Genomic DNA, 14,721 nt, shown 5'->3' on the forward strand with positions numbered 1-14,721 from the left:
ATTGTATCACAAACTGTCCGTTTGTCAACACCCCCGTCCCTCTGTTCCGCCGCTTTTCGCCCCGGTTTGCCCAGATTTTTTCCTTCTGCTCAGAGAAATTGTCCACAAAAAGGCGGGCACAGTGGAAAACCGCTGTGCCCGCCCTGTGAAACCGTATTGAAATTACTCTGCCCCGCTGTCTGTCTCCGCAGGGGTCTCGCTGGCGGCGGCATCCGTCCCGGTGGCGCTCTCCTCCGCCGTCTCGGATTCCGTCTCTTCCGCCTGGGCGGCGGCGTCGGCCTCCGCCTGGGTCTGGGCGGTCAGCAGCCTCAGCAGGCTGTCCGGGGTGGCGGCGTACATCAGGTTCACCTGCTGCGAGCCCTCCAGCTGGGCGTAGTAGTAGCCGTTCTCATCGGTGCCGCCCAGCAGCAGGACATAGCTCCCGCCCTCATAGGTGATGGTGATTCTGGTGGCGGTGTCGTCCAGCCCGCAGGCCGTCAGGGTGTCGCCGCTTGGCTTCCAGTAGGCGCAGGAGGTGAAGGACAGCCCGGCCAGGGCGTCCACGCCGTCCGCCAGGTTCCCGTCCTCGCTGTACAGCGCTTCCCCGTTCCGGCTCCAGGCATAGGTGGTGGTCTCGTTGCCCTCCCCGTCGGTACTGGTGACAGTCTCCTTGGTAAACAGGGTGGTGACGCCTCCGGCGGTGATCTCCACCGACTCCACGCTGGATTCGGTGACGGTGGGGATGGTGTCCAGGTCAATCATCTCCATCAGTCCGTACTCGGTCTGGTTCATCAGAGCCGCGGCGATGGTGTACACCTGGCTGTCTCCGGCGGGTCTGGCGTAGTAGTTGCCGTCCACCTCGCTGCCCACGGTCACCTCCCAGGTCTCGCCGACGGAGGTGGAGGCGGTGAGGGTCAGCTCAGGGGCGTCCAGTCCGTAGGAGGCGTCCTCCTCCGGGTCAGAGATAACCTTGACGGCCGAGAGCTGGGACAGGGTGGTCTCCAGGGCAGTCAGATAGCTCTGGTCCAGAGGGAAGTCGGCGTCGGAGGCGTCGCGCCACACCCCCTCCTCATCCTTCTCAAAGGACAGGGTCTCCCCTGACCGCTGCCAGGTGAGAGAGGTGATGTCCTCCAGCTGGGCCAGATAGGTCTTGTCGTCCACCGCCCGGTCCTCAGCGGTGCCGTTCCACCAGCGCAGGCCCAGGTAGGCCGCCATGCACACCACCAGCACGCCCACCAGCACATACATCAGCTTGGTCGCCTTGTTCATTACAGTTTCCTCCTGCGCAGCCAGTACACCAGACCCACAATCAGGGTGAGAAGCGGGATGACGGCGATGAAGAGCAGGCTCCAGCTGCCGGCGTTCTGGATGGTATTATAGGTGGTCTCCAGGCTCTTGGCCTCGATGGAGATGTTGTCGATGTCCTCAAAGCCGTCGGTGACCGCGTTCATGAACACATCCAGATTGACGCCGTTGGGGATGGTGTTGAGGATGCTGTCATCCACCAGAGAGGCGGAGGAGATGACGGTGAGCCGTCCGGCGGCGTTTCCATCCTCATCGGTCTTCTCACACACCGCGCCCAGAAGATAGGTTCCCTGGGTCTGGGTGCCGTCGGCCGTGACGGCCACGCCGGAGGAGGAGGTCTCCAGGAAGGGTGTGACGGTCACGTTGTCGGGCAGGGTCTCCAGCTCGGTCATACCCCGGACGTTAAGCATCAGGGTCAGGTCGTCGTCAGAGAAGCCGCTGGTGATGGGGCTGGAGGAGGAGAGCACCGGCGCGATGGCATAGGCGCTGCCCAGCTGGGGGTAGTACCGGGCGGTGTCCGCCACGTAGCCGTCGGCCAGGGCCAGGCCGTACTCCGCCATCAGGGCTTCCCAGTTGGGCATTTTTTCCTCAGTCTGGGCCAGAACGAACATCACCTGCCCGCCGCCGTCCAGATACTCCCGGATCAGGGTCAGCTCACCGTCGGTCAGGTCCTTGGACGCGCCGTAGCTGATGAGCAGGCTGCAGTCCTCGGGCACGCTGCCGGTGAGGAGCAGGCTGGTGCTGTCCAGGGTCAGGTTGGCCTTCTCAATGGCGTCGGTGACCTGGGCGGAGAGGGCGGTCTCGCCGTGGTTCTCCATGGCGTAGATTACCGTGTCGCTGTCGCCGGTCACATAGTCCACGGCGGAGGTCAGCTGTCCCTCGGCGTCAAACTCGGTCTCGTACACCTGTCCGTACATGTAGTAGTACATCTGGTCATAGACAATGATGTCGCCAAAGGAGATGGCTCTCGCCTTGCCCGTCTCCTCACACCGGACCACCAGAGAGTTGACCGCAGCGTTGTAGCTCTCAGCGGCGGAGGGATGGGCTACCGGGTCCACCTCGGTGACGGTGATATGGCTGGAGAGGGCGGCGTAGTTGTCCAGGAACTTTGCGATGCGTTCATCCACGTTGCTCTCCTCGGCCAGAACCACAATCTCCACGTCCTTATCCAGCCCGGCCAGAAGCTCCCTGGAAGTATCGGTAACGGTATAGAGCTGTTTGTCCGACAGGTCGAATTCCAGCAGATGGGTGGGCAGTTGGCCCACAATCAGGTTGATGAAAATTACAATGGCAGCCACGATAGCAGTGGTGGCTGCCAGGTAACCGCCCTGGCGGAGCCTGCGATGTGTCTTTTTCAAAGCGGCTACCCCCTCAGTTCCAGCGGCGCTTCTGGAGCGCCTGCACGGTCAGAAATACAAAGAGCCCGGCCAGGGTCAGGTAGAGCACCACGCCCCGCACGTCAAACACGCTGTAATAGGCGAAGTTGTACAGCACGGAGCTGAAGGAGAACAGTCCCAGCACATTGGATAGGACGTCGGGCAGGAACTGCATCAGGCTGTCCCACAGATAGAGGGTCAGCAGGGCGGCAAAAGTGCCCACAGCGGCGATGATCTGGCTCTCGGTCAGCGCGGAGATAAACATGCCCACCGCCACGAATACACATCCCATCAGAAAGAAGGCGAAGATGGACGCGTAGTCCGACATGAGCTGGGACGTGCCGTTGGCGGCGATGATGAGGGGACAGATGCAGGAGAGGAGCATGGGGATGGCCAGGATGGTTACCATGGCCAGGTACTTGCCCGCCACCACGCCGGACACGGACACCGGCGCGGTGAGCAGCAGCTGGTCGGTGCGGCTGCGCCGCTCCTCGGCCATGGAGCGCATGGTGAGCACGGGCACCGCCACCAGCAGCACCACCATCACGTTGACCAGGGTGGTGGAGAATCCGGGAGCTCCGTAGTACAGGTTGTTGGCCATGAAGTAGATGCCGATGAAGAACACCACCACAGCGATAAAGAGATATCCCGTCATGCTGGTGAAATAGGAGCGCAGCTCCCGCTTGTAGACAGCTCTCATTCCGCTTCATCCTCCTCTTCTCTGCCGGATACCGGCAGTTCCTCCCGGGCGCCGTCGTCGGCGGTGAGCTTGAGGAACACGTCCTCCAGGGTCATGCCGGCGCTGCGCAGGCCCAGCAGGGCCACGTTTTCCGCCGCGCAGGCCTGGAAAATCTTCTCCCGCAGGTCGCCCCTGCGGCTCTCCACCCGGAAGGTGCTCTCCCCCTCCGCCGCACCGGGCCGGTAGGATACGGCCCCCGCGCCGGGCACCCGCCGCAGCAGGTTTCTGCCCGCAGGCTCGTCCGCCTTCAGAGTAACCTCCAGTGCGGTGGTTCCGGCCAGCTGGCGCTCCAGCTCCTCGGTTGTGCCCGCGGCCACCATCTTCCCGTGGTGGATGATGAGAATCCGGTCGCACACCGCCTGGACCTCAGCCAGAATATGGGAGCTGAGAATTACTGTATGCTCTTTGGCCAGGGCCCGGATGAGGGCGCGGATTTCGATGATCTGCTTGGGGTCCAGGCCTACGGTGGGTTCGTCCAGAATGACAATCTCCGGGTTGCCCAGAAGGGCCTGGGCAATGCCCACCCGCTGCTTGTATCCCTTGGACAGGTTGCGGATGAGTCTGCCTGCCACGTCGGCGAGCATGGTGCGCTCCATAACCCGCTTCACCTCTCCGCTCCGGGCTCTGGCGGGTACCTTCTTCAGCTCGGCCGCAAAGAGCAGGTACTCGGTCACCGTCATGTCCACATACAGGGGCGGCTGCTCGGGCAGATAGCCGATGCGGCGGCGGGCCTTCTCCGGCTCGTCAGCCATGCTGTACCCGTCCACCAGCACCTCGCCCTCGGTGGGCCCCAGATAACCGGTCATAATGTTCATCGTGGTGGACTTTCCCGCGCCATTAGGACCCAGGAAGCCGTAGACCTGCCCCTGTTCCACAGTGAAGCTGAGGTGATCCACCGCCGTATGGCGGCCGTAGCGCTTCACCAGGTCGCGTACTTCTATCATGCCATATCCTCCTTTGCTCCGCCGCTCAGGGCGGCATTCATGCGGAGTAGAGCATACCAGTCCAAGCTGAAACCAGGCTGAAATACCGATGAACTTTTTGTTAAGAGTGCGCTCCCTTCTGTCCCGGCAACTGTCCCTCAGGCAGTAAACGGCAAGAGGCCGGATTCCTGAGAATCCGGCCTCTTGTCCGCTATATCTGCCTTTTCTGTGTTAGATGTGTTTTCCGGGTGTGACGCGGGCCTATTCCTCCACCGTCACCAGGTTGATGAGCACCTCTACCATTTTCTCCAGGCTCTCCACAGGGATATACTCATGGACGCCATGGAAGTTGACGCCGCCGGTGGACAGGTTGGGGCAGGGCAGGCCCATGTAGCTCAGCCGGGCGCCGTCGGTGCCGCCCCGGATGGGCACTACCTGGGGCGTGACCCCCGCCTTCTCCATGGCGGCCCGGGCCCGGAGAATGAGGTACATGTGGGGCTCAATCTGCTCCCGCATGTTGTAGTAGGAGTCCTTCAGATAGAGCTCCACAGTGCCCTTGCCGTACTTGCCGTCCAGATAGGCGGCCACCCGGCCCAGATACTGCTTCCGCTCCTCGAATTTCTCCCGGTCGTGGTCCCGGATGATAAAGTGGAGCTCCGCCTCAGTCTCGTCGCCCTTCATGGCGTGGAGGTGGTAGAAGCCCTCATAGCCCTCGGTGTGGGCCGGGGTCTCGGCGGGGGGCATCATGTTCATGAACTCAATGGCCATCAGCAGGGCGTTCTTCATCTTGTTCTTGGCGGAGCCGGGGTGGATGTTCACGCCGTGGAAATACACACCCGCGTTAGCGGCATTGAAGTTCTCGTACTCAATCTCCCCCAGCTCGCCGCCGTCCACCGTGTAGGCTACGGCCGCGCCGAAGCCCTCCACGTCAAAGTGGTCGGCCCCATGGCCCACCTCCTCGTCGGGGGTAATGCCCACGGCAATGCGGCCGTGCTTCACCTCAGGGTGGGCCGCCAGGTACTCCACGGCGGTGAGAATCTCCGCCACGCCCGCCTTGTCGTCAGCACCCAGGAGGGTGGTGCCGTCGGTGACGATAAGCCGCTGGCCCTTGTACCGGGCCAGGCTCTCAAACTCCGCCTCCCGCGTTACAATGCCCTTTTCCTCGTTGAGGACAATGTCGCCCCCGTGGTACTCCACGATGCGGGGCTTCACCCCGGCGCCGGAGGCGTCGGGCGAGGTGTCCATGTGGGCGATGAGGCCCACACAGGGCACGCCTTCGCATCCGGGGGTGGCGGGCAGCCAGGCATACACATAGCCGTTGTCGTCCATGTGGGCGTTCTGGAGCCCCATCTGGGACAGTTCGGCGGCCAGAGTCTCTCCCAGAATTTTCTGTTTTTCCGTGGAGGGCACGGTATCGCTGTTTTCGTCAGACTGGGTATCATAGGCTACATAACGGAGAAACCGCTCTGCTACACTCATGTTCAGGCTTCCTTTCTGCATCCGGGCGTCCCGGCGGGACAACAGGCCCGGGTTGTATATTGACGAACGTTCCCGTTCAGGATAGACTGGTATCAGGACCATATCTCTCTCCCGCCCGCCTGTTCTCCGGCGGGATACACAGGGGTAATTTTATTTTATCACATGAGGAGTGAATTTTCTATGGCGAATCTGCGGGAATTTACCTACCCCTCCAGCGACGGCATCCACCAGGTACACGCCGCCGAGTGGACACCGGAAAACGGCGGCCCCCGGGCGGTACTCCAGCTGGTTCACGGCATCTCGGAATATATCCTGCGGTACGACGGTTTTGCCCGCTTTCTGGCCGATCACGGCTTTGTCGTGGTGGGAAACGACCATTTGGGTCATGGCGGCACCGCTTCCGGCCCTGAGGAGTACGGCTTCCTGGCTGAGCGCAACGGCTGGACCCACATTACCGACGATGTGCGCATGCTGCGGGTGCTGACCGGCGAACGGTACGGCGGCCTTCCCTACTTCCTGCTGGGCCACTCCATGGGCTCCTTTGTGGCCCGCACCTACCTGATCCGCTGGCCGGGCACGCTGGACGGCTGCATCCTCTCGGGCACCGGCCAGGAGTCCGCCGCCACGGTCTCCTTCGGTAAGGCGGTGCTGGCCATGTTCGGCGCTATCCGCGGCTATCACATTCCCTGCAAGTTCTTCAACGACCTGTCTCTGGGGGTGTATAACAAAAAATTCGCCCCCAACCGCACCGGCGCGGACTGGATCTCCCGGGACAACGATGTGGTGGACGCCTATGTGGCCGATCCGCTGTGCTCCTTCCTGCCTACGGCCGGCATGAGCCGGGACATGATGGAGGGCCTCCAGTTCATTGCCGACCCAAACAACCTGGCCAAAATGGACCCGGAGACCCCCATCTACCTCTTCTCCGGCGACCAGGACCCGGTGGGCGCCATGGGCGAGGGCGTGCGGAAGGTATACGGCTTCTTCCAGGACGCCGGGGTCAGGGACGTGACCATGAAGCTCTACCCCGGCGGGCGGCACGAGATGCTCAACGAGATCAACCGGGATGAGGTATATCAGGACGTGCTCACCTGGCTGGAAAACCATATGGCAAAGGAATAGACGGAACCGGCGCGCCGCCTGAATGGGCAGCGCGCCGGTATTTTCTGCATTCTCATCCAAACACAGCCTTAAAAAGTCCATCCTGCTCGGGAAAGTGGACCACATAGCCCACGGCCAGGGTTCCGCCCGTGGCGTCAATGACCCGGCGGGCTCCCTCCTCGCCGAAGGCGCCGCACAGTTCAATGCAGGCCACGCCCTCCGCCTGGAGGGCACGGGCAATCCCACAGGCCTCCTCCACGCTGCTCACGCCAATGATTCGGGTGGCTCCGTTCTGAATCTCCGCCCTGTCCGTCCTGCTGTCGTAGCTCCCCATGACAAGAAACGCATATTTCATGTTTTTCCTCCTGTCGTCTGTTGCTTCTCCACTTCCACGTCCAAAATATTCACTTCCAGGCCTTTTTTCATGGCGTAAGCCAGGGTGTACATGGTGCCGCCCAGCACGCCGCCGTACACGGCGATGATCATGGCCGACCGGTCCACCATGTACCGGTCCCGCCGGAGCATGCAGCCCTTGTCATAGTGGTGCTGGACCATGGTCTCGTAGTCGCACTGGGCCACCAGACTGAAATACCGGTTCCGGTCCCGCTCCTTCCAGCGGGCGGCCTGCTCTTCACAGGGCAGGGCGGCCTCCACCGTGACGCCGGGCCGCCGCTCCCGCAGGGACAGGACCGCCTCGCAGAAATAGAAGTCCGCACCCCGGGCCATTCCGCAGATAAAGTGGCGCATACCCTTATCGTAGGCCTCCTCCACAGCGGCGGTCAGCCGCTCCTTCAGCGCCACGCAGCGGGGATCCTTCTCGTCATCCCGCCAGGGCAGCTTGTCGGGCCGGTGACCCGTAAAACAACAGGTGGTCTCTCGTTCCATGGCACTCCCCTCACTGGCTCTCTCGTTTTCATCGTGTCCATTCTAGTATATCCCGCGTCCCAAGTCAACGCCATATTCGAACACCAGTGCGAAAAAATTTTTTAAAAAGGGGTTGCAATCTTTTCCGTGCACGCTATAATAGCATTAGGACAACTGAACAGAGAATGTCTTCAGGGCAGGGTGAAAATCCCGATCGGCGGTATAGTCCGCGACCCGCAGCAGTGCGGCTGACCCGGTGTAACTCCGGGACCGACAGTGACGCGCAAGGCTCCAACGCGCGAAGTCTGGATGGAAGAAGATGTGTTAATGCGATGGATGCACCTCCCTTCTCGATTGTATTTAACACCTGAAAGGCATTGCTTTTCAGGTGTTACTTTGCTTTCAGGAGTGTTTTTCTATGCCCGTTATGTCCTCTTCCCTCCCCTCCTCCGGCTCCAAGCGGCTGGACGTGCGCACCGTCGTCTGCACCGGTATGCTGTGTGCCATCTCCTATGTGGTCATGTTCATCTCCAAGACCATCTTCGCTCCCCTCACCGTGGCCGGGTTCCTCACCTTCGATATGAAGGACGTGATCATCGCCATCGGCGGCTTTCTGTACGGCCCTCTCAACGCCCTGTGTATCTCCCTGGTCACCTCTGTTATTGAAATGTTCACTGTCAGCGAGACCGGCCCCATCGGCCTGCTGATGAACGTGCTGTCCACCATTGCCTTTGCCTGCCCCGCCGCCTTCATCTACAAGCGCCGCCAGAAGCTCTCCGGCGCCGTGGCGGGCCTGCTTGCGGGCGGCGTTATGATGACCGGCGTCATGCTGCTGTGGAACTACCTCATCACTCCGCTGTACATGAATGTCCCCCGGGATGTGGTAGTGGCCATGCTGCCCACAGCCTTTCTCCCCTTTAACCTGGTCAAGGCCCTGATGAACGGCGCACTCACCATGCTGATCTACAAGCCCGTGGTCACCGCCCTGCGGAAGGCCCGCCTGGTCCCCGAGCACGAGAGCTCCAGTCAGGCGGCCCACAAGCGCAACACCATCGGCGTTACCATTGTGGCTGTTATCCTGCTGGCCACCGCCGTACTGCTGGGCCTGGTCCTGGCTGATATCATCTGAGTGTTCTTCCCTGCCGCTGCCCCGCCCGGTCTTTTCTCCGGGCGGGGCATTTTTATTGTTAAATTATAGAACATAAGTTTGACTTTTCCCATCCCGGATATTATACTGTTGTTGAACAATGCGTCACGAAAAAGGAGGGCGGCACGCTATGGACCGGACCATACTCCACTGTGACCTCAACAGCTTCTACGCCTCGGTGGAGCTGCTCTCCCTGCCTGAGCTTCGGGAGAGCGGGAAGCCGGTGGCCGTATGCGGCGACCCTGACTCCCGCCACGGCATTGTCCTGGCCAAGAACGAGCCCGCCAAGGCCATGGGGGTCAAAACTGCCGAGACCATCTGGCAGGCCCGGCGGAAGTGTCCCGATCTGGTGCTCCTCCCCGCCCACCGGGATCAGTACCGGAAGTACTCCCGCATTGTCAACGCCATCTACGACCGGTTCACCGACCTGGTGGAGCCCTTCTCCATTGACGAGAGCTGGCTGGACATCACCGGCTCCATGCACCTGTGGGGCGGAGACGGCAAGGCCATTGCCGACCGTATCCGGGAGACGGTGAAGGCGGAGACCGGTTTAACCGTGTCGGTGGGGGTGTCCTTCAATAAGGTCTTTGCCAAGATGGGCAGCGACTACAAAAAGCCGGACGCCACCACGGTGATTACCCGGGAAAACTTCCGCCAGCTCCTCTGGCCCCTGCCGGTGACCGACCTGCTCTTTGTGGGCGGCGCGGCGGCCAAGGTGCTCCGCAGCTACGGCGTCCAGACCATCGGGGACCTGGCCCGGTTTGACCCCCAGGCCCTGGTGTCCATTCTGGGCAAGCAGGGCGCCGCCCTCCACAGCTACGCCGCCGGAACGGAGCACGATCCGGTGGTTCCCGCCCGGGACCTGCCGCCCCCCAAGTCAGTGGGCAGCGGCCTCACTTTCCGGCGCAACCTGCTGGGCCTGGAGGATGTGCGCACCGGGCTCTCCGCCCTGTCCGACGAGGTGGCCGCCCGGCTGCGGCGGCACGGCCTCAAGTGCACCACCGTGCAGGTCACCATCCGGGACCCCAGCTTTCGGGACATCTGCCGCCAGAAGCGGCTCCCCGCCCCCACCTATGTGTCCCGGGACATTGCCGACGCCGCGCTGGAGCTGCTGCTCTCCGCCTGGAACCTGAAGCTGCCTATCCGGGCCCTCACCGTCACCGGCCAGAACCTGGTGGACGAGGATGATGCCGGAGAGCAGCTGGATCTCTTTGCCGCCGGCGCCGCCCCCCACCGGGACAAGCTGGAGCGGCTGGAACGGGCCATGGACAAGATTCGGGACAAGTACGGCGGCGGAGCCATCACCTTTGCCTCCGCCGTCCGGGGTGAACAAGGCGGCACACAGCGCCAGGACGACGTACCCCCGGTGGACTGAGCAGAAAAAATCCCGTCTGTACAGCTGTACAGACGGGATTTTCTTTTTACTTCACGGTGATCAGCTCATAAGAGCGGGTGCCCAGGCCGATTTTCTCAGCGTGCTCCAGGCAAGCCCTCCACTCGGAGTCAGGCTCCAGGTTCTTGAAGTGGTCGTGGTGGTCGCAGAAGCCGGGGGCGTGCATCTTCTCGTCCAGCTCAGAGCCGGGCAGGGGCTCCTGCCGCAGGCAGGCGTCAGCGCAGGCCTGGTCCAGGGCCACCGGGTCAAAGGAGGCAAACATGCCCAGGTCGGGCAGCACGGGCACATCGTTGCCGCCGTAACAGTCGCACAGTGGGGACACATCGATGACCAGGCTGATATGGAAGCTGGGCCGGCCGTCCACCACCGCCTTGGCGTACTCGGCCATCTTGCAGTCCAGGATGGTATTGGTATTGCTCTCCGGGTTGGAGATGGCGTCGAAGTTGCAGGCGCCCAGGCAGCGGCCGCAGCCCACGCAGCGGTCGTGGTCGATGCGGGCCTTGCCGCCGGCGCCGTCAAAGAAGATGGCGTCCTGGCCGCAGCTCTTGGCGCAGGCGTGGCACCTGCGGCACTTGTCCTCGTCCACCACCGGCTTGCCGGCGTTGTGCTGCTCCATTTTGCCTGCACGGCTGCCGCAGCCCATGCCGATATTCTTCAGCGCGCCGCCAAAGCCGGTGGCCTCGTGGCCCTTGAAGTGGCTCAGGCTGATGAATACATCCGCGTCCATAATGGCGCGGCCAATCTTGGCCTCCTTCACATACTCGCCGCCCACCACGGGGACGGCCACGTCGTCAGTGCCCTTCACGCCGTCGCCGATGATGACATGGCAGCCGGTGGTGAAGGGGCTGAAGCCGTTGGTATAGGCGGCGTTCAGGTGGTCGTAGGCGTTCTTCCGCAGGCCGGGATACAGAGTGTTGCAGTCGGTGAGAAAGGGCATGCCGCCCAGCTCCTTCACCACGTCGGCCACCACCTTGGCCCAGTTGGGCCGCAGATACGCCATGTTGCCCGGCTCACCAAAGTGCATCTTGATGGCCACCAGCTTCTTCTCAAAGTCGATGTCCCCAATGCCGGCAGTGCGGATCAGCCTTTCCAGCTTGGCCAGCTGATTCTGGCCGGGCTTCGTGCGCATGGTGGTGAAATATACTTTTGCCTTCTCCATCACAATCTCTCCTTTGTATGCTCTCAGGTTTTGGGGCGCTCCGTTTCCCGCTCAGCGCCGGCCGCTTCATGTTTATACGCCTTCTAATGGGACGGAGGAGACAGGGCCGCCCCCGTCTCCTCCGTATGGCTCGGATTTAGAACGGCAGGTTCAGTCCGCCGGTAATCTGACGCATATTGTTTGCCATGTCGGTCTCCGCGCTGCGGAGGGCCTCGTTCACGGCGGCCACAATCATGTCCTGGAGCATCTCCACGTCCTCCGGGTCCACCGCCTCGGGGTCAATGGTCAGAGACACCAGCTCCCGCTTGCCGGTGACTGTGGCGGAAACCACGCCGCCGCCGGCCTGGGCGCTGTACTCCTTGGCCTCCAGCTCAGCCTGCATCTTCTGCATGTTCTCCTGCATCTTCTGGGCCTGCTTGATCATATTCATATTGATGCCGCCGCCCATTCCGCCCATTCCGGGGCGTCCAAAGCCTTTCGCCATGGTTCATTCTCCTTTCAGCCCGCCCTCCGGGACGGAATCTGTTATTTGATGATGATATTGTCAAACTGCTGCCCAAAGGCCAGCAGGTCGTCCAGCTTATCGTGGTCCGGAGCAGATTGCGCCGGGGCCGGGCTCAGCGGAGGGGCCTGTCCCACCGTCACGGTCACCCGCATCTGGCATCCCAGCCGTGCCGAAGCCGCCTGTGCCACCACACTCAGAATGCCCGGCTTGTTGATCATGGACCGGGTAAAGTCGCTCTCCGCGTACAGAGTGAGCATGTTTCCTTCCGCCCTGCCCTGCACCATGGACGGGTTGGCCAAAAAGGTATACTCCCCCATCGGGATGCGGCCCTTCAAGGAGGCTGCCAGTTCAGGCCAGAAATCGCCCGTCGGGGCGGCCTGATGGACTGCCGGGGCTTCCTGCACCGTGCCGCCCCTGGCCTGTCCGCTCTGCTGCGGCGCCGGCCGAGAATCCGCCGGATGGGCCGGCTCCGCCGTCTGCCGGGGCTGGGCCGCCGGCCTGACAGGCACCGTCTCATCCGCAGGGTTCACCCGCTCTCCCGGCTCATCGGGCAGGGGCGGACGCTCTTCCTCCCAGGGTGGACGGTCCTCACTCCGGGCGGGCGCCGTCTGTCTCAGCTCCCGCTGCGCCGCTGGAGCGGGAGCCTGATGCACCGGTTGTGCCGGTGAGCTCTGAACTTGCCGGACAGAGACGTCTCCCCCTGCCAGCTGCTCCTCCAGACGGGTCAGCCGGGCATTCAGCCCCGCCGGGCTGGGGTCCAGGGTCTCGTCGCACAAACGGATCAGGCACAGCTCCGCGTCAGTCCGCCGGTTGCCGCTGCGGGACAGGTCGGCGCTGGTGGCCTGGAGCTGAGTCAAAACCTGAGCCAATCGGGCCGGGGTAAACAGCTGGTCCAGGCCGCGGAGGGTGGCCTCGTCATATCCTCCCGTCAGCAGGGCGGCGCCGCTCTGAGGGGCGGTCTTGCGGATCAGCAGGTCCCGGGCCAGAGCGGACAGCTCATTCAGCAGGCTGCCCACGTCTTTTCCGGCTCCATACAGCCGGGCCATGGTCTCCAGCGCCCCGGCAGTCTCCCCTCTGGCAATCTGCTCCATCAGGGCGGCGGTTTCCAGGTTGCCCGCCAGGCCCAGCGCAGAGAGCACCTCCGCCTCGCCGATGGTGCCCGAGGGGTTGACGCATTGGTCCAGCAGGGACAGGGCGTCCCGCAGGCCGCCGTCCGCCAGCCGGGCCAGCAGGGCGGCGCCCTCTGCCGTGAGGTTGATACCCTCCTGCTCCGCCACATAGTTCAGCCGCCGGGCGATATCTCCAGGCAGAATCCGCTTGAAGGCAAACTGCTGGCACCGGGACTTGATGGTGGCCGGCACCTTGTGCAGCTCAGTGGTGGCCAGGATGAACATCAGATGCTCCGGCGGCTCCTCCAGAATTTTCAAGAGTGCATTAAATGCGGCGGTGGAGAGCATATGGACCTCATCCACAATATATACCCGCTTGCGGACCGCTGCGGGGGTGTATACCGCCTCGTCCCGCAGGGCGCGGACCTGGTCTACGCCGTTGTTGGAGGCGGCATCCAGTTCCAGTACGTCCAGAATGGAACCGTTCTCAATGCCCAGGCAGGAGGCGCACTGGTTGCAGGGGTTGCCGTCCACCGGGTGCTCGCAGTTGACCGCCCTGGCCAGGATTTTGGCGCAGGTGGTCTTTCCGGTCCCCCTGGTGCCGGTGAAGAGGTAGGCATGGGACAGCCGGCCTGTGGCCACCTGCCGTTTGAGGGTATCGGTAATATGGCTCTGGCCTACCACATCATCAAATGTCTTAGGCCGCCACTTGCGGTAGAGCGCCTGATACATGTTCCTCACACCCCTTCTGCTTTTTGGAGATAAAAAAAGAGAGCGAGCGAGCCAAGTCGCTTCGCTCTCCGCACTGCCTTCCACATCCGGCAAAAGGCAAGGCCGCACACCGGCCTTTGAAGTCTCTGCTATGCCCGTAACCCTTACAGCCAGCTCGGAAACGGGAATTCCGCGGCACACGAGGCATTCCGTTTAGTGCTGCTCGGTTCCCCGCCTGACACGGTTCGCGGGGCCCCGTTGCGCGGGACCGATTCCTCATCGCCGCTTATAAGGAGCAGACGGCACAGCAGAGATCCGGGGGCCGGGATTCATCCCCGCTGTAGCGGATTGCGGGTACAGGGCACCGCTATCTCCCCGACTAGTGCGGCCTTGCCTCAGGCCGGACGGAGGCCGTCTGGTCATCGGAAGGCTGATACCGATTTATCATACATCATTTTTCTCTATTTATCAATATCTGTGCTTCAAGTTTTTTGATTTGACAGAAAAAATTTTTCTTGCATTTTGTAAAAACCATGCTATAATAATATGCGTGTCTGTCAAAGCTTCTTTTCGGCAGGTTCTTTGATGAAGATTGGTATGTTCTGCGTCTGTATGGACGCAGAACCCATAATTCTCGTTTTTCATTGACCGTTTGTCTTTTGGAGCCTTCCGCTTAGAGATTGACATCTTAAAAATCCGCTTTTTCATAACCTTTTTGATTGAAAAACAGCCAATATGGGCCTATAGCTCAGCTGGGAGAGCGTACGGTTCGCATCCGTAAGGTCGTCGGTTCGATCCCGATTAGGTCCACCAAAAATGGAAATCGCCGTGGTTTTTACCACGGCGATTTTTCCGTTGCTTAAAGAACCACTGGGTCTGCCAGTGGATAAAGAGCTTATAGCTATGGACAAAAAAAGGACTCCCCGATAGA

13 protein-coding genes, 1 tRNA gene, 1 other RNA gene and 1 riboswitch are annotated in these 14,721 nt (G+C 61.8%); of the genes, 4 read left to right on the forward strand and 11 right to left on the reverse strand.

The genetic code is table 11. The features are described 5' to 3' along the window. Positions 1–162: 162 nt before the first annotated feature. The 5 genes from Q0K06_RS05835 to pepT form a co-directional block, all read right to left on the reverse strand. Positions 163–1,248, reverse strand: a complete 1,086-nt coding sequence (locus Q0K06_RS05835) for a DUF4340 domain-containing protein (protein ID WP_294549817.1) — start codon at positions 1,246–1,248, stop codon at positions 163–165. After that, on the reverse strand, positions 1,248–2,642 hold the full coding sequence (locus Q0K06_RS05840) for a Gldg family protein (protein WP_294549819.1): 1,395 nt from the start codon (positions 2,640–2,642) through the stop codon (positions 1,248–1,250). Before Q0K06_RS05840 ends, Q0K06_RS05835 begins: the two co-directional genes overlap by 1 nt. Positions 2,643–2,655: 13 nt before the next feature. Further along, positions 2,656–3,360 (reverse strand): ABC transporter permease subunit, encoded by a 705-nt coding sequence (locus tag Q0K06_RS05845; RefSeq protein WP_294549821.1) that lies wholly within the window; start codon positions 3,358–3,360, stop codon positions 2,656–2,658. Further along, positions 3,357–4,343, reverse strand: a complete 987-nt coding sequence (locus Q0K06_RS05850; protein ID WP_294549823.1) for an ABC transporter ATP-binding protein — start codon at positions 4,341–4,343, stop codon at positions 3,357–3,359. The genes Q0K06_RS05845 and Q0K06_RS05850 overlap by 4 nt, the downstream gene beginning before the upstream one ends. Before the next feature lie 240 nt (positions 4,344–4,583). Further along, a complete protein-coding gene (gene pepT, locus Q0K06_RS05855) occupies positions 4,584–5,801 on the reverse strand; it encodes a peptidase T (RefSeq protein WP_294549825.1) in 1,218 nt (405 codons plus the stop codon). 180 nt (positions 5,802–5,981) lie between these two features. Between pepT and Q0K06_RS05860 the strand changes: the two genes are divergently transcribed. Beyond that, positions 5,982–6,923, forward strand: a complete 942-nt coding sequence (locus Q0K06_RS05860; protein ID WP_294549827.1) for an alpha/beta hydrolase — start codon at positions 5,982–5,984, stop codon at positions 6,921–6,923. A gap of 52 nt (positions 6,924–6,975) precedes the next feature. Here Q0K06_RS05860 and Q0K06_RS05865 read toward each other — a convergent pair whose 3' ends face one another. Both Q0K06_RS05865 and Q0K06_RS05870 read right to left on the reverse strand, forming a co-directional pair. After that, positions 6,976–7,257: a DUF6506 family protein gene (locus Q0K06_RS05865; RefSeq protein ID WP_294549829.1), complete on the reverse strand. Its 282-nt coding sequence runs from the start codon at positions 7,255–7,257 to the stop codon at positions 6,976–6,978. Further along, the gene (locus tag Q0K06_RS05870; RefSeq protein WP_294549832.1) at positions 7,254–7,787 is read right to left on the reverse strand and encodes an SLOG family protein; all 534 of its coding nucleotides are present in this window, start codon (positions 7,785–7,787) and stop codon (positions 7,254–7,256) included. Before Q0K06_RS05870 ends, Q0K06_RS05865 begins: the two co-directional genes overlap by 4 nt. Positions 7,788–7,949: 162 nt before the next feature. Further along, a riboswitch (FMN riboswitch) is annotated at positions 7,950–8,091 on the forward strand. Positions 8,092–8,184: 93 nt separating this feature from the next. Here Q0K06_RS05870 and Q0K06_RS05875 point away from each other — a divergent pair. Then, complete coding sequence (locus Q0K06_RS05875) at positions 8,185–8,895, forward strand: ECF transporter S component (protein WP_294549834.1); 711 nt, start codon at positions 8,185–8,187, stop codon at positions 8,893–8,895. Between the two features lie 148 nt (positions 8,896–9,043). After that, positions 9,044–10,288, forward strand: coding sequence for a DNA polymerase IV (gene dinB, locus Q0K06_RS05880; RefSeq protein WP_294549836.1), 1,245 nt, complete (start codon positions 9,044–9,046; stop codon positions 10,286–10,288). A gap of 46 nt (positions 10,289–10,334) precedes the next feature. Here dinB and Q0K06_RS05885 read toward each other — a convergent pair whose 3' ends face one another. The 4 genes from Q0K06_RS05885 to ffs all read right to left on the reverse strand — a co-directional run bounded on the left by Q0K06_RS05885 (position 10,335) and on the right by ffs (position 14,178). Beyond that, positions 10,335–11,465: a DUF362 domain-containing protein gene (locus Q0K06_RS05885; protein ID WP_294549839.1), complete on the reverse strand. Its 1,131-nt coding sequence runs from the start codon at positions 11,463–11,465 to the stop codon at positions 10,335–10,337. Between the two features lie 136 nt (positions 11,466–11,601). Next, complete coding sequence (locus Q0K06_RS05890; RefSeq protein WP_294549842.1) at positions 11,602–11,949, reverse strand: YbaB/EbfC family nucleoid-associated protein; 348 nt, start codon at positions 11,947–11,949, stop codon at positions 11,602–11,604. Between the two features lie 41 nt (positions 11,950–11,990). Continuing rightward, complete coding sequence (gene dnaX, locus Q0K06_RS05895) at positions 11,991–13,811, reverse strand: DNA polymerase III subunit gamma/tau (RefSeq protein WP_294549845.1); 1,821 nt, start codon at positions 13,809–13,811, stop codon at positions 11,991–11,993. A gap of 102 nt (positions 13,812–13,913) precedes the next feature. After that, an RNA gene (gene ffs, locus Q0K06_RS05900) (signal recognition particle sRNA large type) lies at positions 13,914–14,178 on the reverse strand. 349 nt (positions 14,179–14,527) lie between these two features. On the opposite strand from ffs, the gene Q0K06_RS05905 reads away from it, so the two are divergent. Further along, positions 14,528–14,603, forward strand: a tRNA-Ala gene (locus Q0K06_RS05905). Positions 14,604–14,721 lie beyond the last annotated feature (118 nt).

This window comes from uncultured Pseudoflavonifractor sp., assembly GCF_944387805.1.
Taxonomy (GTDB): Bacteria; Bacillota; Clostridia; order Oscillospirales; family Oscillospiraceae; genus Pseudoflavonifractor.

Coding starts and splice junctions, on each gene's coding strand:
- Q0K06_RS05835 (WP_294549817.1), bottom strand. CDS start 1,248: ATGAACAAGGCGACCAAGCTGATGTATGTGCTGGTGGGCGTGCTGGTG.
- Q0K06_RS05845 (WP_294549821.1), bottom strand. CDS start 3,360: ATGAGAGCTGTCTACAAGCGGGAGCTGCGCTCCTATTTCACCAGCATG.
- Q0K06_RS05850 (WP_294549823.1), bottom strand. CDS start 4,343: ATGATAGAAGTACGCGACCTGGTGAAGCGCTACGGCCGCCATACGGCG.
- pepT (WP_294549825.1), bottom strand. CDS start 5,801: ATGAGTGTAGCAGAGCGGTTTCTCCGTTATGTAGCCTATGATACCCAG.
- Q0K06_RS05860 (WP_294549827.1), top strand. CDS start 5,982: ATGGCGAATCTGCGGGAATTTACCTACCCCTCCAGCGACGGCATCCAC.
- Q0K06_RS05865 (WP_294549829.1), bottom strand. CDS start 7,257: ATGAAATATGCGTTTCTTGTCATGGGGAGCTACGACAGCAGGACGGAC.
- Q0K06_RS05870 (WP_294549832.1), bottom strand. CDS start 7,787: ATGGAACGAGAGACCACCTGTTGTTTTACGGGTCACCGGCCCGACAAG.
- Q0K06_RS05875 (WP_294549834.1), top strand. CDS start 8,185: ATGCCCGTTATGTCCTCTTCCCTCCCCTCCTCCGGCTCCAAGCGGCTG.
- dinB (WP_294549836.1), top strand. CDS start 9,044: ATGGACCGGACCATACTCCACTGTGACCTCAACAGCTTCTACGCCTCG.
- Q0K06_RS05885 (WP_294549839.1), bottom strand. CDS start 11,465: ATGGAGAAGGCAAAAGTATATTTCACCACCATGCGCACGAAGCCCGGC.
- Q0K06_RS05890 (WP_294549842.1), bottom strand. CDS start 11,949: ATGGCGAAAGGCTTTGGACGCCCCGGAATGGGCGGAATGGGCGGCGGC.
- dnaX (WP_294549845.1), bottom strand. CDS start 13,811: ATGTATCAGGCGCTCTACCGCAAGTGGCGGCCTAAGACATTTGATGAT.